The organism is Tenacibaculum sp. FZY0031, assembly GCF_036350695.1.
Lineage (GTDB): Bacteria > Bacteroidota > Bacteroidia > Flavobacteriales > Flavobacteriaceae > Polaribacter.
Window position 1 is genome coordinate 1 of record NZ_JAZDVY010000009.1, and the last position, 24,662, is coordinate 24,662.

Annotated in this window: 15 protein-coding genes and 1 pseudogene; 5 read left to right on the forward strand and 11 right to left on the reverse strand. The window is 32.2% G+C overall.

Annotated elements, in window-relative coordinates; genetic code table 11:
• The 4 genes and pseudogenes from V1T75_RS13250 to V1T75_RS13265 form a co-directional block, all read left to right on the forward strand.
• Positions 1–1,046, forward strand: a pseudogene (locus V1T75_RS13250) (hypothetical protein); the annotation flags it as partial.
• Complete coding sequence (locus tag V1T75_RS13255) at positions 1,046–1,492, forward strand: hypothetical protein (protein WP_330489005.1); 447 nt, start codon at positions 1,046–1,048, stop codon at positions 1,490–1,492. The pseudogene V1T75_RS13250 and the gene V1T75_RS13255, both read left to right, overlap by 1 nt.
• A 33-nt stretch (positions 1,493–1,525) precedes the next feature.
• Positions 1,526–2,023 (forward strand): hypothetical protein, encoded by a 498-nt coding sequence (locus tag V1T75_RS13260; protein ID WP_330489006.1) that lies wholly within the window; start codon positions 1,526–1,528, stop codon positions 2,021–2,023.
• Complete coding sequence (locus V1T75_RS13265) at positions 2,024–2,668, forward strand: hypothetical protein (protein ID WP_330489007.1); 645 nt, start codon at positions 2,024–2,026, stop codon at positions 2,666–2,668.
• 74 nt (positions 2,669–2,742) lie between these two features.
• Here the strand turns inward: V1T75_RS13265 and V1T75_RS13270 are convergent, their stop codons facing one another.
• The 4 genes from V1T75_RS13270 to V1T75_RS13285 form a co-directional block, all read right to left on the reverse strand.
• Entirely contained in the window at positions 2,743–3,816 is a 1,074-nt protein-coding gene (locus V1T75_RS13270) for a phytase (RefSeq protein WP_330489008.1), read from the reverse strand.
• Between the two features lie 2 nt (positions 3,817–3,818).
• Entirely contained in the window at positions 3,819–6,566 is a 2,748-nt protein-coding gene (locus tag V1T75_RS13275) for a TonB-dependent receptor (RefSeq protein ID WP_330489009.1), read from the reverse strand.
• 264 nt (positions 6,567–6,830) lie between these two features.
• Complete coding sequence (locus V1T75_RS13280) at positions 6,831–7,304, reverse strand: hypothetical protein (protein WP_330489010.1); 474 nt, start codon at positions 7,302–7,304, stop codon at positions 6,831–6,833.
• A 40-nt stretch (positions 7,305–7,344) separates the two neighbouring features.
• Positions 7,345–13,464: an alpha-2-macroglobulin family protein gene (locus V1T75_RS13285; RefSeq protein ID WP_330489011.1), complete on the reverse strand. Its 6,120-nt coding sequence runs from the start codon at positions 13,462–13,464 to the stop codon at positions 7,345–7,347.
• Between the two features lie 223 nt (positions 13,465–13,687).
• Between V1T75_RS13285 and V1T75_RS13290 the strand changes: the two genes are divergently transcribed.
• Positions 13,688–15,043 (forward strand): UDP-N-acetylmuramate--L-alanine ligase, encoded by a 1,356-nt coding sequence (locus tag V1T75_RS13290; RefSeq protein WP_330489012.1) that lies wholly within the window; start codon positions 13,688–13,690, stop codon positions 15,041–15,043.
• Here V1T75_RS13290 and V1T75_RS13295 read toward each other — a convergent pair.
• The 7 genes from V1T75_RS13295 to V1T75_RS13325 all read right to left on the reverse strand — a co-directional run bounded on the left by V1T75_RS13295 (position 15,040) and on the right by V1T75_RS13325 (position 24,470).
• On the reverse strand, positions 15,040–16,092 hold the full coding sequence (locus V1T75_RS13295) for a nucleotidyltransferase domain-containing protein (RefSeq protein WP_330489013.1): 1,053 nt from the start codon (positions 16,090–16,092) through the stop codon (positions 15,040–15,042). The genes V1T75_RS13290 and V1T75_RS13295 overlap by 4 nt on opposite strands.
• Positions 16,082–17,200 carry a hypothetical protein gene (locus tag V1T75_RS13300; protein WP_330489014.1) on the reverse strand — a complete coding sequence of 373 codons (1,119 nt, stop codon included), beginning with the start codon at positions 17,198–17,200 and terminating at the stop codon, positions 16,082–16,084. The genes V1T75_RS13295 and V1T75_RS13300 overlap by 11 nt, the downstream gene beginning before the upstream one ends.
• A 65-nt stretch (positions 17,201–17,265) precedes the next feature.
• Positions 17,266–17,433: a hypothetical protein gene (locus V1T75_RS13305; RefSeq protein WP_330489015.1), complete on the reverse strand. Its 168-nt coding sequence runs from the start codon at positions 17,431–17,433 to the stop codon at positions 17,266–17,268.
• Between the two features lie 33 nt (positions 17,434–17,466).
• The gene (locus V1T75_RS13310) at positions 17,467–20,322 is read right to left on the reverse strand and encodes a lamin tail domain-containing protein (protein WP_330489016.1); all 2,856 of its coding nucleotides are present in this window, start codon (positions 20,320–20,322) and stop codon (positions 17,467–17,469) included.
• Between the two features lie 130 nt (positions 20,323–20,452).
• Positions 20,453–20,632: a hypothetical protein gene (locus V1T75_RS13315; RefSeq protein ID WP_330489017.1), complete on the reverse strand. Its 180-nt coding sequence runs from the start codon at positions 20,630–20,632 to the stop codon at positions 20,453–20,455.
• Positions 20,633–20,656: 24 nt separating this feature from the next.
• Positions 20,657–23,782: a T9SS type A sorting domain-containing protein gene (locus tag V1T75_RS13320; RefSeq protein ID WP_330489018.1), complete on the reverse strand. Its 3,126-nt coding sequence runs from the start codon at positions 23,780–23,782 to the stop codon at positions 20,657–20,659.
• Between the two features lie 97 nt (positions 23,783–23,879).
• Positions 23,880–24,470, reverse strand: a complete 591-nt coding sequence (locus tag V1T75_RS13325) for a phage tail protein (protein ID WP_047789854.1) — start codon at positions 24,468–24,470, stop codon at positions 23,880–23,882.
• Positions 24,471–24,662: the final 192 nt, after the last annotated feature.

Genomic DNA, 24,662 nt, shown 5'->3' on the forward strand with positions numbered 1-24,662 from the left:
CAAGTAACGACTTACCAGAACCAGAAGATGGTATGGTAGGAGGTGATGTTACCGGAGGTGGCGGTGATATTGCAGAAGATAATACCTCAGGAACCCCTATAGTAACAAGCCTTGTAGAAGATGCTGATGGAAATACTTATACAGAAGCACAAATTAGAGCGAATAATATTAATAGAATTTTAGATAACAGCTTATCACTGTCGGAACTCAACTTTTTATCAGACAGTAATAATTTAAACACCACTAAAGAGGTAGAAGCTTTCTTATTTAAAAATACAACCTCAGAAGTCAAAACATTTGCTAAACAAGCCATTAAAGCGTTAGCAAATGGTGGTGAAGTAGATTTTGATGACCAAATTATTAACAAACTTACAGGTAAAGCACTTTGTGTTTATGAGAAACTAAAAGCTATGAGTACAGATTTTAAAAGCATGATACAAAAGTTTGATGGTGAGTTTCCTGTAAGTCATTTGAAGTTAATAATGGAAGATTTAGGAACTACAAGAGGTGTAACTAGAGCCCCTGATGGAGCAGGAACTTCTCCGGATTATGTTATAACTATTGCTTTAAATAATAACTCTAATATTCATGGGGTAGGGTATCGTCCAGATTTAATAACAGCAAAGACTATAACTCATGAGGTAATTCATGCTGAAATGTTTAGAAAATTATTATCTCTAGCCAAACAAGGAAACTTGAATTTTACAGGCTGGACTGCAGCAGAACAAAAAAACTACATTATGAGTATTAAAGATAATTTTCCTGGAATTTATGACTATTATACAAGATATAACTGGAATACATCTACTCCAAATAACACTCAACATCAACAAATGGCTACCCATTATAGAGAAACAATAGCCGATATTTTGCAAAGTTTTGATAACAACCAACATTCTCATCCATTTTATATGGATTTGGCTTGGGAAGGTTTGAAGTATTCTAACATTAGTACTTGGTCTAATTTATCTCAAGAAGAAAAAGATAGAATTGGAAAGGTTATTGATGATTATATTAATGCTAACAAAAATCAAAACTGTCAATAATGAAAAAGTTTATTTTTTTACTTATTAATTTATGTGTTTACAGTTATACTTTTAGCCAAGATAAAAAAGAAACAGGCTACTTATTTTTTGATAAGAAAAGTAAAGAAAAATGTAAGGTTTTTACAGAACAAACAGCTAGAAATAAAAAAGGAATTGAATTTGTAAAGAAGTATACGAAAAAAGAAAGAGATGATCAAGTTACATTCTTTATTTGCAAAGAATCTTTTGTTCTAGACAAAAAACAAAAAATAGATACATGTAGTGTTAGTTTCTTAAAAAAAATAAAGTTTGAAACACTAGAAAGTATTGAGAAAAAACGTAGTAAAGCTAAAAATGTTAGTTTCTTTAAAAATTCTGTATTTGATAAACTTTATTTAATTGAAGTTATTGAAGATAAAATGATCAAATATCCTGTTATATGGAATACAGATTTAATAGAAAAATAAAGGTCTCTGAAGAATTTAGCAACTCAGGAAACAATGAATGTAATTAAATTAACTTTTTACTTATTTCTAGTATCTATTGTCAGTTTTTCGCAAACCAATAAAATTGATGCGTATTATATATTAAATGATAACCATAAAGATTATATTTTAAAAACTAATAAAATTTCAAAGATAAAAGGGGTGAAAAATTATACTAATATTAGTACGTTTAAGTTTTATGATAGAAAACTGTATGAAGAAAGACAAGAAAAGATTAAAAAAGATAAAAAAGAAGGGGAATTTAAGGGCTATATTTATTATGACCAACTTATAGAAACAATGGTTTTTAGTAAAGCTTATAATAATAAAATAAGTTATATAAATCATTGTGATACACATTTTTTAAATTTAGTAGATTACGATTGGTTAATTCAAAATAGTTGGAAAGAAAACAATCCAAATATATTATTTAAAGATTTATATTTTTTATTAAGGATTGAAAAGGATAAATATTTGAAGTTTAAAGTAGTTAGAACAGTAATTGCACGATAAATGAAAGTAAACTATTTTTTAATTATAGCCCTTCTTTTGTTTTCATGTAAAGAAAAACAACAAGCTAGTACTATAGAAGAAGAAAATACGTATCAAGTTATTGGGCTATTATTAAGTGACCTAAGAGGATCAATGGTATTACCTCCGGGGTTTCCACCACCACCAGACGGTAGTGTTTATAATTTTACAACTAAGGATAGTCTTCGGAGTTATAAATATTTTTACAAACAAACAGTAAGAAAAAAAACAATAGCTTTTTGGCCTCAGATTTCTGTTTCGAAAGAAAAATATAAAGAAAAAGAGTTACAAATAATAAATGAATGTACAAATGATAACCAACTAATAACATCATTTTTAAAGTCGGGAAATAATATTAAGATAGACATAAACAAAGTAGCCAATTCAAAGAAAGACTCTTTAATTTATTATACTGAAAAGCATAAAGAAATGTTAGGAGGAGGGTTTGATGAAATAGATGTACTGTTAAGTTTTTCTGACATAACCTTTAATAAAGGTTATACTAAAGCATTGATATCTGTTGGGGTAATTTTTGAAAAACTAGATGGTATTTCAACACTTATTTACCTAGAAAAAAAACATTATCATTGGGAAATAAAATGTGAAAAAGTGTTATCTATTTCTTAAAAAATAACTTATGTATACAAATAAATAAAGCCTCTAAGTTACTTAGAGGCTTTTCAAATTACACAACAAATACACTAATTTGACGAATCTAAATGTAGACTTTTAGAAATTTTTTGCCAGTCAATGATCTTAAAATTTTGATGTAAACTGTCTTTACCTTGGGTATTGGCACCATCTTGTGCAATAAAGAATCCTTTAGGATATTTCGCGCCAAAATTAACAGAGGTTACATCAATTCCGTCCGTATCGTAGGTACCGTCAATAGCACCATCTTTTAATGAAAAGCTTCCTAGGTATTGATTGCTAACTCTATCGAAAACAGCATAACTGTTATTTCCTTGTGAGGATAAAATAATATATCCTTTTCCGTTCCCAGCATCGTATAAAGTAACGCCTTCAAAATCATCTTTCATATTCAAATCGTTGGTGCTGATAACCTTTATACGGTTGTTTTCAGCATTGGGTTCTGCATCGTACTTCCACAAAGCTTTGTTCTCTTCTCCAATATATACTTTGGCATGTACATCATCGGCAACAATACCTTCTCCTTGACTTCCTAATGAAAATTCACGGACTAACTTGGCATCAATTTGAGTGTTGTTTTCAAACAATTCCCATTGTTCAACACCGCCTTTTTTACCAACCATAAAAACATAAAATTTGTTAGTTTTAGGGCTTTTATACATTCCTAAACCGTATACTTCTTTTAAGTTAGAAGTTATTTTTCGTGCAGCAGCGTCTTCTAATTCTCCTGTAGGTTTTACAATCAGTATAGAAATAGTATTGTAGGTTCTATTACTAGCAGTAACAACCGAAACTTTTTTTCCGTTTAATAAGAATCCATCACGAATATCAACATTGTTTACACGTCCTATTTTATAAGAATACAAACGTTCTCCTTCTAAATTATAAACTTCTAAACCTTCTTTTTTGTTTGTGCCAATTATGGTTGATTTTGTTACATCAGCGGGATTTATCCACACGCACGGGTCATCTGCAGCATCGTCAAAAGAAGTAACAGGTGCTGTTTCAGCGTCAGCAACCAAAGCTACTACTGGTTTCGCTTGTGGGTTTTGATGTACTATTTTTTCAACTTTACAAGCGCTTAGAATAAGGCAAGTAAGTATTATTCTGTATGCATTATTCATTCTTAAAAATTGTATTTTAAACCAGCATTCCAGTTATAGTTATAAAACTCAGCCTGCATAGTTTGATGTTTTGTACCTTGGTAAAAACGCAATTCTTGATTGGTTAAGTTTTTTGCTTCTGCAAAGATTTGTAAGTTTTTAGTAATACGGTAAGAAGCATTTAGGTCTACAAACAATTGCTCGTCATAAAATACATCCGTAAAGGTATCGTCTCCGTATTCAAAAATATAATCATCAGCAAAGTTTAAAGAGGCTCTAATTGATAGTTTAGAGCTTTCATAGGCTAATGATCCGTTAAACATATTTTTAACAGCTCCCGCCAAAGGCAATCCATCTTCTCTGTCTGCAATACCATCTGTTTTAGAATCTGTATAGGTGTAGTTACCATATACAGTTAAGTTTCTTAAGAAGCCAGGTAAGAAGTTTAGTTTACGTTGTAAAGCTACTTCAAAACCATAAATTTCGGCAGTACCTCCGTTGAAAGGCCTTGTGACATCATAAGTTTCTGTAACACCTCCGATAGTAATTGGTTCTTCAGTAATAGAATTGTAAATAAATTGATCTAAGCTTTTGTAAAATGCTCCAGCAGATAGGATACCCACGTTGCTAAAGTAGTGCTCAAACATTAAATCAAAGTTCATCGCTTCAGTAGGATCCAAATTAGGATTTCCATACTCAGCTTCAATATCATCACTATTAATATTTCTGTAAGGTACTAAATCGTAATAGTTTGGTCTTGCGATTGTGTTGGTCCAAGCAGCTCTAACAATGGTGTTTTTGTTAATATTGTATTTAGCTTGTAGGTTAGGTAACCAGTTGGTATAGTTTCGAGCTCCTGATGTTTTAGTTACATCACTTAAATCATTAGCCGTTTCAACATCAATAGCAAAACCATTATAATCTATTGTTGTTTTTTCAACTCTTACCCCAGCAATAAAAGAAAAGTTGTTACCTAAATTTTGTTGTAACATTCCGTATGCTGCATAAATATTTTCATTAGCATCGTAGTTTTCAGGAACAAACTCATCAAGCACTAGTTCACCACCTGTTAGGTTTAAACTTCCTAAGAATTCTTTTGAAACGAAAAGGCCTGATTTATAATCGTCACCCGCTAAATAACCATTAATAGTATAGTCATTAGTAGTGGTAGTATTCATAGTTGGAAATTGATTTTCTAAATCATACTCATAAAAGCTATTGTCTCTTACTTTTTCTTTGTACTTGTATTTAAAACCAAATTTTAAAGAGTTTTTATAAGTTCCAGTAGCATTGATAGGAGCCAAAACATCAAAATTAGAGTTGATTTTACGTTCCTGTGTAAATCCTTGTTGTTGCGTTATTTCATTGTATTCAAAAGTTGAAGGATCGTTAAAATCGTTATTTGTTGGTCGTAATACTGGGAAGTTTGTTCGCGAGAAGTCTTGCATAACTTCAATATCATCGTTTTCAAAACTGATATAACGTTCGTCTGGACGTTCTTCTTTAGCTTTGGCAGTTCCTGTTTTCCAGTTTAGTTTAATGTTTCCGAAAATAATATGTTCTCCACCTACAGATATGTTGTAAGTGCTTTGACGCTCTAAACGAGTGTTGTCGTTGGTATCATTGTTGATGCCTCCTTTAGTTTGACGACGTACTTCAGCCTTTGATAATCCTGTAGCATCTGGTTCGTCTATTTTTCTAAAACGCACTCTATAACGATTTTCATAGTCGTTTCTCTGATTGTACATTGATTTAAAGAAAAGTGTATTGTTGTTGTCAGGTGTCCAGTCTAAGTTGGCAGCAACACTCATTCTGTTTCTTTTTACATCGTAACGTCTAATATCGTGTTCTCCAATGTAAGTTTTATCGTTTTCTTTTTCCCATTCAAACTCGACATTATCTGAACCATAATCGTTAGAGTTGTATGAAGCATTGATTACATAGCCTAGTTTGTCTTTAAAAGCTCTGTTAGCAACTAATGCAGAAACATTATAGTTAGGTGTATTTCTTACAGGATTTTGTCCGTAAGAACCTGCAACGAAAGCTCTAAAAGTAGTAGGAGCAGAGCGTGTAACTAAATTAACGGAACCACCAATGGCATCTCCTTCCATATCAGGGGTAACAGCTTTGTTAACCTCAATGGTTTGAATCATATCTGAAGGAATTAAATCCATTTGAACTCTACGGTTGTCACCTTCGGCAGACGGAATTCTGTCACCGTTTAAGGTTACTGAGTTTAATTGAGGGGCTAGCCCACGGATAACAATATCTCTAGCTTCACCTTGGTCGTTTTGCATAGAAATACCAGGAACACGTTTTAAGGCATCTCCAATATTGGCATCAGGAAACTTTCCTACTTGATCAGCAGAAATAATATTGGTTATGTTTTCCTTGTTTTTTTGTTGGTTTAAGGCTTTGGCTTGTCCTTTACCAATACTTCCTTTAATAACAACTTCATCCAACCTATCTATTTTAGGAGTTAAAGAAAAGTTTTTAGATTGTATGTTGCTTGTAAGCGTAATGGTTTCTGTTAGGGTTTGATAACCTAAAAATGATATTAGTACTTCATAACTTCCTTTTGGAAGGTCTAAAAGCTCATAGTTTCCATTAGAATTAGTAGAAATCCCAATTTGTAGAGAAGGAATACTGATTGTAGCTCCTGGTAAAGGTTGGTTTGTTTCGTCTAAAACCCTTCCTTTTAATCCTGATTTACTTTGTGAGTATCCTAAAACACTTATAAAGCAAAGAGCAATTAAAATTAATTTTTTCATTTTGAAATCTTTAGTGAATTATCCACGGCGAAATTATTTATGATAACTAGGAATTAGATTTCAAATTTGTTAGTAAAAAATTATTAAAACATATGTATAAGGTTGATTATATGTTAACTAATTGAGGTTTTTGTAATGTTTTAGTCTTTTTTATTTAATATAGAAATTACTTTAAAAAAATAGTAGGTATTTAATTTTATGAGTTTGCAAACAAAAAAAGCCTTCAAAATTATTTTGAAGGCTTTTAAGAAATTTTATGTCTTTTTAGAATTGGTAACGAATACCTAATCCAAAATCAGAGTTAAAATCTTTATAATAATCACCAAATCCAATATCAGGTCTGTAGTCTAAAGAAATCATTAATGGAATATCAAAATTGTATTCGATTCCAATTACACCTGAAACAAAAATGTAGGTTTCTGATGCATCTACATTCTTTGCATTCCAGTGACCTAAACCACCACCAGCACCTGCGAACCAGTTAAAACGGTTTTCCAATTGCCATACCCATTGGTATAAGGCAGTCGCTTTAAATCCGTCATAGCCACTTCCATTTCTTAAACCTAAGTCAAGCTCTAAACGATTGTTGTCGCTTAATCTACGTTGGTAAGAAATTTCAGCACCAAAACCATCATTATCTCCTAAACGAAGACCAATAGCATTTTTAGAAATATCCTGCGCGTTGGCAGTGAAAAAGGAAAGGGTTAAAAAACCGATAAATAAAAAGATTTTTTTCATAATTTTTAATTTAATGTTATGTATTGCTAAGATAGTTATTTTATTTTACTAGTAATCTTTTCCCTTTAGAATGACTAGTAAATTCAGGAGCATACATGCTTTGTATAGTAGTAATTCCATTACTAAATTTTCCGGTATTATTTACACGAACATCGTATTCAAATATATAGACTCCTTTAGGTAAACGCTCAAAAAAGAAATTTGTTGCAGCATCTTTTGTACTTTCATAGTATCCTAGGTTATCTTGCCATTTATATTGAGATAATACGTTAATAGGTTCAACTCCGCTGGCTCTCATATCTTTCATGTGTACAAATTCCATATCTCTATCAGAGCGAAGTTCAATTCTAACAGTCATTAAATCTCCTACATTTAATTGTGTGTTTTCTGTAACTTCTTGAAGTTGTTTACCCGTATTAGTATTTACTTTTTTAAACAGTTTTTTAGTCAGCTGTAAAGGAGTTTTAGCAGAGGTAATTTTATCTAGGTCTTCAAAATATTGCCAATACAATCCACCCCAAGCAATACCGTTTCCTTTTTTAGTAATACGAACGGTACTCATATTAGGAGTAATTTCAGAACCATTCCAAGAGGTTTTAAAATAACCAATACCCGCCTCAATTTTGGTGTCTTCTAATTTAGAAGGATTGATGGTTTGATTTCCAATTGTTACATCTACCATATCAGTTACCGAAATCCAATCACTACCTCGTAATAATAAAGCATATACAGCTTCAGTAGTTGCTTTGGTTGTTTTCCAACGATTGGTTTGCTTATTTTTTAGTAACCATATTTTTAGGTTATCAATCGTTTCAGTGTTATTTTCAATTTCTGAAAAAGCTTCAATTAACAACGATTGTGTTTCAATAGGTGCTTGGTACCAATACCAACTCGGTTGATTTTCTTTCCAGTACATTCCTAATTCATCAGAAGTAATACTGTTTTCTCTTAAAGATTTTAAAATTTTATCAGCAATTTGTGTATTACCGTTTCTAAACTGTAGTAAGGCAATTTGTCCTTTTCCGTATAAACTAAATTCTTTCCAGTAAGTTGCTGTTTGATTTTTGTAGTATTCAATAGCGGTTTTAGTTGTACTATTAACATCGATATCTTTATAAAAAGAACGCATGTATAAATACTGAATAATGAAATAGTTAAGATGGTTTTTCTTTAAGTACTCAGTATGTTTTTTTTGACCTTTTTCAGCTTTAATACGTTCAGCACTTTCTAATAACTTCTTGTAGGTATGTTCAATTTCAGCATCTAAAAAGTGGATAGCATCCACAAGCATTTTCTGTAAAGAATCATCTTTATTATCAATACCTAATTTTTGTAAATGTCCAAAACCGGTAGCAATATGATTCGTGATATATGCATTAGGATTATCATTTCCTTTAAACCAAGGGAACCCTCCATTGTTTAATTGCAATTGTGAGAGCTTATTAATAGCGTTTTGTTGCTCGTTTTTCATTTTGTTTAAATCGAACAACAAAGCAATGCGCTTTTTTTGTTCAGTTTCTGATTGAGCATCACGTAACCAAGGGGTTTCCTGGATAATCAACGATTTTAACTCTTGATTCTTTTCTAAGTTACTCAATAAAGCATCTGAAGATTTCCAAGCATTGAATACCTCTTGTATTCTCGGATTTGAATTTGCGATATGACTTGCCAAGGTATTTGCATAATAACGTGCAAAGGTTTGTTCACTACACTCGTACGGGTATTCCATTAAATATGGCAAAGCCTGTACAGCGTACCATGCTGGGTTAGAGGTAACTTCTAATGTTAATTTATGGTGACTGAGTGTAGTCGAAGTCTGATTTTTTAGTTTATCTAAGGTAAATGTTTTAGATTGATTTGAACGAACCCACATAGGTAGCGTTTCTGTAACCAACATTCGGTTTGATAATACTGGTAACACATTTTGTTCACCATCTGAAAAATCTCCTGCCTTGGCAACTACTTTATATTGAATTGCTTGATACGTATCAGGAATTGATAAGTTCCAAGATACATTGGTATTTCCATTGGCATTAACACTGAAAGACTGATTCTTTGTTGAATTGTTTAACAAGTTGATTTCCTTTCCTGTAATAGCATTGGTCAATACAAGTTGTGCCGTACCCTGTAATTTTTTATCAGAGATATTAGCAATTTTAGTACTGAAAGTAATTTGATCTCCTTCTCTTAAAAACCTAGGAGTATTAGGCATTACCATCAACTCTTTTTGAGTTACAGTAGTTACTGTTTTGGTAGCAGATTGCAATTCTTTTGTATGTGCTAGCAGCTGCAGTTTCCAACGAGTTAAAGCTTCTGGAGTAGTAAAGCTGAAGGTAATATTACCCTCTTTATCGGTTTGTAAATGCGGATAGAAAAAGGCGGTTTCTCGTAAGTTTTTACGAATTTGTACGCCGTCTAAAGAAGTTTTCTCTTCCTCTGTTTTCTTTTCAGCTAAAGCAACAACAACCATTTCATCTAGTAAATTTGCTTGAGTATCTTCCATAAGTTCTTTCTCTTCAACAATCATTTCTCTTTCTGGAGAAGGTTGTATTTTAGCACTCATAGCTAAGCCTCTTAAACGAATATTTCTATTCATTCCGAAATAAAAACCAAACCAGTTTAATTGGTCGTATCGCTGAGTTTTAAACGAATTAGGATAGGTATTGTTAAAAACTCTGAAACGTTCGTTACCAAAACTTTGATACGCATTAGCATTACCACTGAGTGAGTAATATGTAGAAGTTGAGATAGGTGAAAACTCCCAATTATGAGGCTTAAACTCATCTAAAGAAGCATCATACATACTCGCTAACACTTCTGCAGCTACTTTGTTATTTGTATCGTTTTTAATGGTAAAACTCCACGTTTCTTGAGTTCCAGGTTGTAATTTATCTCTAAACGTATTGGTTTCTATGCTAATGCTATCTTGTTTATTTGGGACAGAAACAGGAATTGTTCCACTTACAAAACTATTGTAATTCACAAAATAATACTTGATAACAAATCCGCCAATGTCTTGCTTCGTAACAGGGATTTTAATTGTTTTGGTTTTGTTGTTTAAATGAATGAGCTCTGAGTTTACGATGGTATGATTCTTTTCTATTTGAACTATAACCGTAACATCTTTTGAAGCAGAACCAATTTGTAACTCAGCAATGTCATTTGGTTTGTAAGTCGTTTTGTTTGTGTTATACGTGAATAATTGATTGTCTGTTACACTTTTTTCTTTGTTATCAATTACTGTAAAAAGAGCTTTGTCAGTAACTTTTTGACCAAACTCATCGTTGGTGTCTAGAATAACAATATACTTTCCAGAATCCCATTTTTTATAATTGTTAAATCTAATTTTTTTAGAGTCTTCTGTGTTGAAGTTTTGTTGAAATACCAGTTTCCCTTTTTTCCAATTTACAAAATTTTGTTCCTCTGAAGTATAAGCGTCATGAGGAAATAAGTTTCTAAACTCACTTTCTGAGATATCTTGGTAATCTGGAGTATCCCATGGTCTTTTACGTAACGGATTTTTAGGTGCTTGTAATTTGTATATTTTAATGTTTCCTTTAGAAGGAACAAACTCACCGTTTAAGTTTTTACTTGATATTTCAATTGTTGTTTCGTTATCCGATTTATGTATTGTAGAAGGAATTTGTACTGTAGCAAGTAATGCGTGATATCCTACTTTTACAATAGCAGTTGCTGAGCGAGTTTCGCCATTAACATCAGTTACATCTGCGGTAACTTCATATTCAAAAACAGGTAAGTTGTCTTTGTTTACACTTTCATCGGGTAAAGCCTTAAATGTAATTGAAAAGTTACCTTGTGCATCAGTTATTAATTCACCGTGTGTAATTTCTTGTGCTTCTGAAGTAAACTGAGGTTTACGCCAGTACCACCAAATAGGATATTGTACTTTACGATGTACACGGTATTTTACTTTAGCATCTGTAATAGTTGATCCAGCGAAAGCTTTTGCAAACCCGTTTACGGTAATACTATCATGTAACTTATAGGTTTTTGTTACAGGTTTAAATTCTGTTTCAAACTTAGGTCGTTTGTATTCTTCCACTGAAATACGCGTGATATGATCTTCTCTTTCAAAATCAAAATCTATAGTATCATAAAAGGTACTTTTTTGCTTTTCACTCTTATCAATTGAGAACCAATACTCTCCAGTTAATCCTGTACTGGGGAGTATAATTTCTCCTGAAGCCGATCCGTATTCGTTTAGCTTTAAATCTAGTGTTTTTACTACTTCTCCGTTAACATTATTTAATGTTACTTGTACAAACTCATTGGTAAAAGGTATTGATTTGTCTTCTGTTTCTTGAATAAAAATAGTTTTAAAGTATACCGTTTGTCCCGGGCGATAAATGCTTCTATCTGTAAAAATAAAGGGCTTTATAGAGGTATAACTATCATTTGCAGTTGGAGAGACTTGCTTTTGATATTTATTCAGGTAGTAGTTACCAAAAATAGCAGTATCGTTTTTGTATGTCACTGTAACATACACATTACCATAACTGGCGTCACTTTTAAAAGAAGCAAATCCGTTTTTGTCAGTTGTTAGTTTTTTGTGAATCGATTTTCCATATCTGTGCTGTTTGTTTTGTAATAATAATTCAGCATTTTTAATTGGTTTTCCATTGTTTCTATCAACAACTTGATACGTTTTTACACCATCATTATTATTTTCTACTAAAACTAAATTGGTTGCTTGCAAATGAGCAGTAGCATATAAGTCTTCAGAGTTAAAAGTAGCATTTTGATGCGCTACAATTAAATAATTTCCTTGAGTTAATTGAGGAACTACTACCTCAGTTGTGTGTAATAAATAATCTTTTTCGTTTCGTAAGTTACTATTCCATGAAGTAGTTTTTGTAAGCTTTTTTATAAAGTTAAAGCGTTCTTCTTCTTTGTAAATCTTTTGAAGCTCTTCTAATTGTTTATGATCAATTTGATAAGCAGAGAAGTACAGTTTCTCAATATTATTGTAAGTAATTAGTAACCTTGAGTGAGATTGGATGGGTACAAATTTTTCAGAAAGAATACTGAGTGATGTAGCTGTAATTTGTTGTTGTAAAAGGGCACACTTTTCAGCGGCTAAACTTTTAGGAAATTGTTTAATAACCTTTTTACAGATAGTAAGTGCTTCGCTGTTTTTAAAACGAAAGTCTTCGTTTTTTTTTGTCTTAAAAGATCCAGCTTGTTGATTATAAATTCTAGCTATTTCATAACTGTACAATCCAGAAATTTTGTTGTTTTTATAATTATGAACTGATGTTTTCAGTGTTTGTAATAATAACTCTTGTTTGTTATTTAAAGTTATATGCTGCTTAACAAACTGTAATCGTTGAATATCAGCATCAACAAGTGCATCAAGGTGCTTGCTTTTTAAATGAAAGTTAATTAATTTTTGATAAATTTTTAAGGCATTAAACTGTAATGATAAATCATCTTTTGTGCTAAGGTTTAATACAGAAAACTTGTTAGCCTCACTTAGGTATGCTGCGTCATCGATTTTAAATTGATAAGTAGGCTTTACAATGTTAGTTTCTGTGGTTTTATAGAATGCTAAGGCATTGTGAGCTAGGAGGTCAAATAGAGTAGGACGGTATTTTTTAGCATCTTTTTCTGTTTGAAGAATATCTTTAAAAGTATGAATAGCTGTTTTTTGTAGTTCAGATTCATTTTCTAAAGAATTTTGATAGTGACAATGAATTTCTGAAAACAGCGTATTTAAGTCCCATGTTCTAAAATCATTTCCATCTACTTTTTCTTGTGTCTGGGTACGGTTGTAAAACTTCCACTTGTTTTGATTAAAATATTGCCAGTATAAGTTCGCTAATACATTTTCCAGTACGTTTTTTGTAGGAAAATTATGTTGATTAATTTGTTGTTTGAACTCATTAATAATTTTTAATTGTGCGTTTTCCTCTAATGTAAGAGTGTACTTGCTTTTATAAAACAGAGCTTTTATAACTTGAGGAGCATTGTTGCTTTTTTCAGCTTTATCGTAAATGGTGTTTACTATTTTTAAAGCAGATTTAGGTAGGTCTTCAGCTTCAAATTTGTGCACCTTTTCCCAAAGGTTGGTATAGTTTTCTTGGGCGTGTGCTAAGGTTGAAAATAAAATCATTAGCAAAATGGGGGTTATTCTTTTCATTTATCTATATTTTTTGAATAGTTCTATAGTCTTATTTTTTTGACACTAATCGTAAGTTTATATGAACAAAACACTTAAAAACAGCAGTTTTTTACAAGTTGAAGTTTGTAAAGGTGCTATTTGAGTGAGTGAACATAGCTATTTAAAGAGTTTCGATTTAAAGATACTTAAAATTCTCGCTTGGTTTTGTATTTTTGATGCCAATATCACAGATAAGAACACTATGAAAATTCACTTTATAGCTATCGGAGGTAGCGCAATGCATAACCTAGCAATCGCATTACAACAAAAAGGATACCAAATAACAGGAAGTGATGATACGATTCACGATCCTTCAAACACTCGTTTAGCAAATAAGGGTTTATTACCGAATGAGTTTGGTTGGTTTCCAGAAAAAATAACGATCGATTTAGATGCAGTAATTTTAGGAATGCATGCGAAAAAAGACAATCCAGAGTTACAAAGAGCACAGGAGCTTGGAGTGAAAATTTATTCTTACCCAGAATTTTTATATGAGCAATCTAAAGATAAAACTCGTGTGGTTATAGGTGGTTCTCACGGAAAAACAACGATTACTTCTATGATTTTACATGTGTTGAATTATCATGATAGAGAAGTAGACTATATGGTAGGAGCTCAGTTAGATGGTTTCGATACAATGGTACATTTAACCGAAGAAAATGAGTTTATTGTTTTGGAAGGTGATGAATACTTGAGTTCTCCGATAGATATGCGACCAAAGTTTCATTTGTACAAACCCAATATAGCGTTGCTTAGTGGAATTGCTTGGGATCATATCAATGTATTTCCAACATTTGAAAATTATGTAGAACAGTTTTCAATTTTTACAAATTCTTTGACCAATGGTGGTATTATGGTGTATAATGAGGAAGATAAAGTTCTAAAAGAAGTTGTTGAAAGCTCTAATCACCCGATAAAAAAATATCCTTATAAAACCCCAGATTATTTTATTGATAACGAAATTACCTACTTGGAAACGGAAGAAGGAGATTTACCGTTGGAAATTTTTGGAGAACATAATTTACAAAACTTGGCAGGGGCAAAATGGATTTGTCAGCACATGGGAATTGATGAAGATGAGTTTTATGAGGCAATAGCTAGTTTTAAAGGAGCAAGCAAGCGTTTAGAGAAAATAGCTGAAAATTCTTCAACAGTGGTGTTTAAAGATTTTGCGCATTCACCATCAAAAGTGGCTGCTACAACAGCAGCGGTTAAAAATCAATATTCAAATAATACTTTGTTTGCCTGTTTAGAGTTGCATACCTATTCGAGCTTGAATGCTGAGTTTTTATCAGAATATAAAGGAGCTTTAGATAAGGCAGATATAGCAGTAGTGTTTTATTCTCCACACGCAGTACAAATTAAACAGTTAAAAGAAGTATCTGAGGCGCAAATAGCCCAAGCGTTTGAACGCAATGATTTAATTATATATACAAATCCACAAGAGTTTAAAGAATTTTTATTTAGCCAAAACCTTGAAAACACCGCTTTGTTGTTAATGAGTTCAGGTAACTACGGAGGGTTAGATTTTGATGAGGTTAGGGCTTTGGTTGATTAAAAAAACTTATCAAATAAATATTTCCTATACTTTTTTAAGTAAAAAGATTTTAAAATAACAGAAAAGCGGTGTTTATTTAAAAAATATAGGTCCCATTTTTTTTTGTTATTAGCACTTTCTTTTGGGTTGTTAATGAAAAAAAGTACTTTTTTGATGTAGCTCTCAGTCTTATGTGTTTTTATATATACGAGTGATTCAGGAGAACCAAAAATGTAGTTAGTAATAGCAAGAAAGTTTTTTAAATAGTCAGATTTAGAATGATAAAACTTGTTTAAAACCGTCTTAATTGAAGCTCTTTTAGATAACATATAAAGATCATAAGAGTTTCTTAGAGAGATTGTTTTAGTCCATTGAGCTTTCTCGTTAATTTGCTTGTTAAAACAAGTTAAAAGAATTTGATTTTCATACGAAAGGATATTTATGTTATTCGTCAGTTTTTTTAGGCTATTTTCAATAAAATTATAGTCGAATCCTTTTTCGTTTGTAATCATTTTATAATGCACTTCAATGGCAGCAATTTTTTCTTTTTTGGTTATTTTGGGATAATGTCTATTTAAAACTGTATTATCTAAATAATCAGAAGTCTTCTCTTTATATCCATTTTCTTTGAGAATATTAACAGTAATCTTAAATTTTTCTGGATTGACTAAAAAATCAATATCACCCACCATACGTTCGGCAATATCTATGTATATTCCTTCTAGTAAATTACCAGTTCCTTTTAAAAAAATAGGAGTGATGTTATTTGAGAGCAAGAGCTTGTTAATTTCATTCGCTTCTGCTATGATATGTTCATTTCGTTCTCTGTTGAGGTTAGTAATATGTTGCATGTATTCTACCAAATCATTAGGAAGGTACTGTAAAAAGTTCGCACGTTTTAAGTTGCAGTACAAAGCGGGAAACACATACTGAGCTGTACTCACTTTAACTACAGCGTCCCAATCAACCGCGTTGTTTTTTATTTTTTTTTCAACTAATTCACGATTATGTTTTTCATGAGTGATTGTTAAACATTTTCCAATAAAAAATAAGGTTTCTTTATAATTCATCAGCAAAGATTTTTTTGACAGTTGTAATCATTTTTTGATTATCAGAATAGGTTAATTGATAGCATGGTAACTTTTCAAACCAATCTAAGAAAAGCTCCACATTTTGAGATATTGGAGACAACCAAGAATCAGGAACTAACTGTTCAAAAGCTGTAATATTTGAAATTTTATCAATGATTAAATCACTGTTTTTTTGATACTTAATAAAAATTAGAGCTTTACAAGGGAGGTTTAATGAGTAATCATGATTGTTTGTAGGAAGATAGCGAACAATTTTATTTAGTCTTTTAAAATGATATTCAGCAGATGTTTTTAACTCAGGATAAATAGGAAATAGGGTTTCTAAACTGTTTTTTTTGATAGATATAGCAGAAGGAAAGCTATGTACATTTAAATTATTATCAACAGGAACAAAATCATCAGCTAAACAAGTAAAACCACTATTTTGTAATAATGCCAGTGAAGTGCTTTTTCCATTACCAGAGTCACCTAAAAATAATATAGAACTATTATTATTACCAATTGCTGATGCATGAAAAACCCCCATCCAATCATGTTCGTCTTTTTTATGAATTTTCTGCACCAATTCCATAGAAAATTTACCTTGAAAGTAATGAATCTCTTTTAATGACCATGTTCCAATAAGTGAATCATCAACTGTAAAAGAAATAGATTTGTCATTACTGTATATTTTTAATTCGTGTTGAAATATTGGTTGTGCTTTAACTTCTAGATGCGCAAATTTAGGATGTACCAAAGAGGTTTCTAGTTCAGAAGCATAATTAACCTTAAAGAGTAAATTATGAATATGATAGTATTTTATACTACTGAATTTTTTAGGTTTTGTAACTGGAGGTAACTCTGTTAAAGTTGTTCTTTTAGAAGAAGTAAGTAAAATTTCAACATCATTTATAAGGTTAACTGCTTCTGGGTAAGGAATCGTAACTTGTTTTAATAGTTGATTAATTATTTTTTGCTTTTCCGTCTTTTTATGTAAGAGCAAAATTATTTCTGCCATTAAAGGCTCCATAACGATATATTGGTTATTGTCTTCAAACCAAACAATGCTTTTATTTTCAATATTTTGCTTTAGTACGATATAATTCATAGTTTCTAAAAGTAAAAAACCTCGATAAAACTATCGAGGTTTTTGGTAAAATTATTTAATGGTTTTTAAAAGCCATCACCCGGAGATTCCGGACTTTGAGCTTGTGCTTTTTTAGGTAGTAAAATCATATAAGTACCTAATGCAGTTAATGCAGCATACTTACCATAATTTCCTATTTTTTTTAGAGCTTCTTTACGAGTAATATCTTCAGAGTTTGTATTCGTGTTTTTCATGTCTTTCCTCATGATTATTAATAGCTTGATAGGTTATTTTAAAATTATTTTTTTAGAAACTTCCGCTAAATCAGTTTTTAATGTAACAATATATACTCCGGAAGATATATTGGGAAGCGTTACTTTACTAACCCCGTTGGAGGTTATGTTTTGGGCTAGGATTTCTTTACCTAAAACTGAGTACACCGTTATTTTAACTTTAGTTCGAAGCCCAACTATTGTAATTTCGTTATGTGAAGAATTATAAATGCTAATTTTATCTAAAGAAGTATTGATGTCTTTAACTTCAGGAACCTTAGAGCTAGTGTGTAAATAAAATTGTCCAATATTATTGGCATCACTTGTAAGAGTAACATTGTAATTATTTTCTGATAAATTAATTAGCGTATTGTTAACTCTATCTTCTAAATATACTTTAATGTTGGCTGGTAAATTATTGCTTTGAGCTGAAAATTCGATTGTTTGCCCAGTCAAGGCCGTAAGCCCAATAGGTACAATGGTGCTTTCCATTTTCTTGCTTGGTAATGATTGTATCGCATAATTTTTACCTTTGTTGTTGGTTACTAACTGTGTGAAAAGAGTATATTTATCAGTAGTGCCTTCAAACATAGTACCATCAAAACCATTATCAAATCCTGTAGTAGTACCAGCTATGTAATATAGCTTGGTGCTTTTAGAGACCTTGTTTTTAGTAGCAATTAAATTAATTGTAGTCCTTGGTGTTCGCTGGAAAGAATCTGTTTGATGACTTTGGTTTGAAGCATTAAAAGTAATATTTGTATTAGAGGCTGCACTAACAAAAAAACCTTGACCAGGAGCAATTTGGAAAGCAGCATCTATTCCAGACATTTTTAAATCATAGCTTCCAGTAGCTTGATTCCATAACCAAATAGTTTGTTCTGTTAAAGCCATATTATTATCGGTTAGAAAGGTACCTAAGTTTATATACGATGTAAATGGATTTCCTATTAGGTTAAAATTAGTTGTATTTTGAGTGATAGGGTAGGTAATATTGTTATTATTTATGGTTCCTGTAAAATTAAGATCACCAGGAGTGGCTAATTTAACAGAGAAACCTTTACCAGAAGTAGCACTTCCAGTAGAACTTATATTTTTATAGTTCCATGCAGTGCCATTATTGTTGTAAGGAGCTATACCTATATTGCCTCCTGTACCAGTATCAAAAGTATTATTACTAATTAGGTTTTCTATTGTTTCTCCATTTACAGGAGAAGAGACTAAGTACCAGTTATTGGTTGCCAAGTTTCTATTATAAGTGACTGTACCCGTAACGGTGTTTTGGGATACAAAAGAAGCCCCATTGTTAATTGTTAAAGAGTTAAAAGTAATTGCTGATGAAGCTGTTGGGTATTTTGTTAAATTAGAAGGAATAACAATGTTGCTTGTCGCTACGGGTAAAGAGTTGTCTAACCAGTTGGTAGCAGTACTCCAATCATTACTTGTCGTTCCTGTCCATTTTATTGTTGATGAAAAGGGAGTATTGTCAGTATTATTTCTCCCTGGAGAAAACAATACTGGATTAGATGTTATTGTTGAGTGTTCTATAAAAGAACCCGTAAAATCTTCATTTCTTGCAATTGACTGATTGTTTCCAGCAGCTCCATATGTTTCTGTTAAAACGACATTACCAGAATTGTTTTTAATAATAACGGAATCGCCCCCATTATTAAGTCCTAATATACCTGAAGAAGCTACTTGAACCAACCCAGGTACTGTAATGGGAGTTCCTCCTCCAAAAATAACAATAGCTTCATTAGCAGGTAAAATAGTTGTATTTGGGAAAACATGTCTATCGCTAACAGCATCTGCCAAAATCCAACCTGAAAGATCTAGATCAACTCCGCTGATATTATAAATTTCAACAAATTCATCTTCAGAAGTATTTACAGTTCCATCACCGTTTGCATCTCCGTTGGTTACATCTGGGTCTGCATTAATTTCATTGATAACAATTGGTATGTCATCATCATTAATTGTTATTGTGTGTTGTTGAATGGTAATGTTAGCTGTTCCAGAAGTAATCACCAAATCTAAAATGATAGTTTCGCTGTCATAGTCTATATCATCATTAATAGTTATTGATATGTTTTGGGTAGCATTACTAGTAAACGTTAAGGAAGGTGTGTTTAATGTATAATCACTAACTTCTGCTGTACTTGAACTATTAATATTTACACCTATTGTTACATCTGAAGAGTAATTAGAAAAAGTTACAGGAATCAAAGTATTAAAAGGAATGTTAGTTTCATTTTCAGAACTTGAAGCATTGTCAAATCCAACCGAAGGATCGGAGGTTTCAGAAACAGTGAAAGAGGATATAGAGTACCCATCTCCACTACCATTTTCGCTAAATTCGAAACCAACTTGTAAGGTAGAACTTCCAGAAACGTCAAGGTTGATAATAGAGTAATTTACTGGGTCTCCATTAGTTGTTGGACTTACTTCAGTTTCAACTCTAGTTCCTCCATCAAGAATGTAAAAGTACTTAAACGAGTTATCGTTTGCCCCAACATTTTCACCTATTGCAGATATGCTTATTACAGAGGTAGAAGAAATGTCAATGGGTTGGCTCGTAAATATACCTTGTCCTCCCCAATCACTTGAAATTAAAGCACCACTCATTACTTTAAAAGAATTAGCAGAGGTATCAGAATTAGGAGCTGTATCATATGATAAATACCATTGATTTGGCGACGTGCCAAAATTAGCTGTTGTTTGTGGACCTGTTGCGGGTGGATTTGATGTGGTATGATCGGGAAAGCCATCACCGTCGTTAGAAAAATCTGCATTGAAAATTTCTTGAGAAAATATCCCATGAATAGAAAAGAATGATAGTAAAAATACTATCAAAAAGTAATTTTGTCTCATTTTGTAATCTTTTTTGTAGAGTACAAAGTACAAAATTAATTAACTGTTTATAAGTGGCTTGTATTAGTTAAATGTTAAATAAAAACCTCGATAAGACTATCGAGGTTTTTAATATAAATATTAAATAAAATTAGAAATCTTGACCAGGGTCTTCAGGGCTTTGTGCCTGTGCTTTTTTAGGGTTTAATATCATGTAGGTACCTAGAGCAGTTAATGCTGCATATTTACCGTAATTCCCTATTTTTTTTATCGCTTCTTTACGAGTAATCTCGTTCTTTTTTGTGTCGTTATTTTCTATATTTTTTTTCATGATTCTTCGGCTTTAGTAGTTTGTTTACTTTAAAATTACTTTTTTAGAAGTTTCTCCTAAATTAGATGTTAACTTCACAATGTACACACCAGTAACTATACCAGGAACACTTATTTTACTAACACCGTTAGATGTTATATTTTGATTTAAAACTTCTTTACCTAAAACAGAGTAGATGGCTACATTTGCTTTTGATTGTAAGCCAACTATTGTAATTTCATTATTTGAAGAACCGTAAATACTGATGTTGTCAATAGAAGAATCAATTTCTGTTGGTTTTTTAGCACTGGTGTGTAAATAGAACTGACCTATACCATTGGTTTTATTTGCAAGCATAACAGTGTAGTTTTCTTCAGATAAGTTAGTAAAGAGGTTATTAACTCTATCTTCTAAATATACATTTACATTGGTAGGTAAGTTTTTAGCATTGATAGAGAACGTTACTTCTTTACCAGTTTTGGCATGTATACCAACAGGAATAACCATATTCTCATGATCAGTATTTGGCAATGTTTGAATTGCTAATTTTTCTCCTTGATTATTAGTAAGTAACTCTGTGAAAATAGTTAAATCAGAAGAGTCCTCACCAAACATTTTTGAATCATAACTTCTATCATATCCCGTAGTTTTTCCTGATACATAAAAGACTTGTGTAGACCTCTTGATATCGTTATTATTAACAGATAATTCAATTGAAGGAATAGGTTCCTGTCTCATGAATGTATCTGAATTTTGATGACTTTGGTTTGAAAAAGCAAAAATAACATTGTTGCTTGATGCAGCTTCTACAAAGAAAGCTTGCCCTGGAGCAATTTCAATTGGGTTAACTGCATTTCGGGTGATGTATTGCGTACCATTCCATAACCAAATAGTCTCACTAGTAAGTATAGATGAGTTTGCAGCTGTAAAACTAGCAGAATTGATATATGATGTATACGGGTTCCCTACAAGGTTGTAATTAGTTCTACTACCTGTAGAAATAGCTTTAGCAATATTAGAAGTATTAGCTGTTCCACTAATTGAAACCTCTCCAGGAGTAGCTAACTTAATAGAAACACCTGTTCCATTAGTTACTGTTCCTGTATTACCACTTTGGACATATAACCATGCAGGTCCAGTAATATTGCTATAAGGAGCTAATCCTAAATTACCACCAGTTCCAGAAGCCAAGGTATGGTTAGCAATAATATCCTCTAAAGTTTCACCAGCAACAGGAGGTGATACTAAGTACCAGTTTGTAGTTGGTAAACTTCTTTTATAAGTTACTGTACCAGTAACAGTACTTTGTGGTATAAAAGAAGCACCGTTATTAATTGTTAAAGAGTTAAAAGTCACAGCTGATGAAGCTGTTGGGTAGTTTGTTAAACTAGATGGGATAATAACATTAGCATTAGTAGGAGGAACTACACTAGGACTCCAGTTCGATGCTGTATTCCAATCGTTATCAGTAGATCCAGACCAAGTGACGGTTTCTATACCAACAAGAACATTGGTGGTATTACCAATACTGTTTAATGTTAAAATAGCATCGTTAGAAGCAGCATCTTTTAACGTTCCTCCATTTGCTGCTAAAGTACCAACAGCTATACCGTCAGTATCTGAATCACCTGATTGTACTGTATACCTGAAAACTAAGGCACTTGTTCCGCTTCCACTTAAATAAGCTGCTTGACGCGTAGTAGCTCCAATAGTAATAGCTATTTGAGGAGTTCCTCCTGTAGTATTTACAGTTACATTTTCATTAAAGTTTACGGTAAAATCTAAGTTTTGACTTGTAAGGTAATTATTGTTTGATGGTACGCTAACACTTGTAACGGTTGGAGAAGCAGCATCTACTAGAACAAAAGTTGTAGCCCCAACACTGTTTAAAGTTAGGATAGCATCTTTTCCTCCAGCATCTTTTAAAGTACTCCCATTGGCAGCTAAAGTTCCAACAGCAATACCATCAGTATCTAAATCACCTGAAAGCACCGTATGTCTATAAACCAAAGCACTTGTCCCACTACCACTAATATAGGTTGCTTGGCGTGTGGTAGCACCAATAGTAATAGCTATTTGAGGTATTCCACCTGTAGTATTTACAGTTATGTTCTCATCAAAGTTTACGGTAAAATCTAAATTTTGTCCTGTTACATAAGTAGCATTGGCAGGTACACTCACACTAGAAACAGCAGGTGCAACTGCATTTGAAATTACTGTTGTTGTATTATCTGTATCATCAGTAGTACCATCATTTATTACAACTGTAAAAGTAGTTGTTTCTGAAGTAGCTGTTCTGTTATCAGTTGGATTAAAAGATAAAGCTCTTAGTTTTGTTTGTAAATCAGCAGGTGTAGTACTAGCTATAGTATAAGGACCAGTACCAGAAAGTCCCGTACCTGTTAATATTCCTTTTGCATTATTATCTAATGTAATGGTAGCAGATAAGTTATCTCCATCTGCATCTGTAGTTGTGATACTTGAAAAAGGAGAAAGAGTACTATTATCATTTACACTTTGATCAGCGGTTGTTCCTCCAATTACAGGTGCTGTATTGGAAAAAGCAGATGTAACTACCATACCATCTATTGAAAATCCCCCAAAAATAGGAGTAGCAGGTGTTATAACTATTTCGTCAATATCTGAAAAAGAACCTGTAGTAGGTGAAGCTAAGTTTATATTTATAGCAGAGTTATGAGCAGGGTCTACTAAGACAAGTGTACCAACTGTTGCACCATCTTTTTTACCAATGAATGTGAAATCAAGTGTGCTACCACCTATAGCTTGTTGGTAAGCAAATTGCATTGATGTAATACCTATTTCCCCACCACTATCTGTTGATAGTGTTCCAGAACTAACAGAAAAAGTACCGTTTCCTGCCCAAGCTAATACAGCATCCGAGGCTCCACCAATTGCATCAGTACCTACTCCGTTCCCATTTGTGGCAAAGGCAAGAACAATGTTACCACTAGATGTACTAGAGATATCAAAGCTATTTAATAGAGAATTAACTGATTGATCAGCACTAGGATTTGTACCAGTTGCTAAAACCACAGTTGATGAACCAAATTCCATAGTACTAGGGGTCTGAGCGTTCAATTGCTTATTAGAAAAAATAAGCACAAAATAAACAAGTATATTCAATAAGAATTTAAAGTAACGATGTTTCATTTTTATTTAGTATATGATTGGTTAAATAATTTTACAGATAAAACTCTAATGATTTTCACTAGAGTTTTATTTTATCAAATGAATTATAGCAAATAAGTTAATTTCTAGAAGGAAAAACACCTACCAAAGCAATAATATAATTAACAGCTAAGTAAGGTTGTACATTAGTATGTGGTAGGTTTCCACCTGTATTAAGTATATTCAAACCAGCATTAGCACTAATAGTTTGTCCATTAACAGTATTGTTAGCTGGTCCATAAGCATTTACAGGTGTGGCACTAATACCAGATCCAAAACTTGCTCCAGCAGGAACATCTCCTGCCTGAGGAGTACTACGAATACCAGCATCAGCACTTAATTGAATATGTTGGTCAGCAGCTGTATTGTTTTGAGTTGCATGATTATGACTTGGCATTTGAGTAATGTTTAAGGTAACCGTTTCTACCCCTCCTCTTTGACCCAATCTATAATCACTTAAGCCAGGGCCATTTCTAGGGCCTATTGGAGCTCTACCTCTTAAATCGGGTAAAGCAAAAGTTGTTCTTCCGTCTCCTCCGTACGTGGTTCCTAAAATTGAAAATAAAGCAGAGTTTTGTGAAATTGCCAGTAATTGTCCATCGCAAAATGCCCAACCTCTTGGAGCAAAGTTTCCTCCGAACATCGTAATTTGACCTAAAAATGGTTCCATAAATAAAAAGTTTAGTAGTTAATGTTAAGAACAACAATTTAGTAAAAAAAACAATATGCTTTGTGTAACTGTTTAATTATTTGTTTATTACAGTGTCTGTCACAAGTTTGTGAAATTGCTAAATGTTGAATATTTGTTTTCTAAACCAAATTTAAAAACAAACCAAACTAAACTTTAGTTCTATTGTTTAAG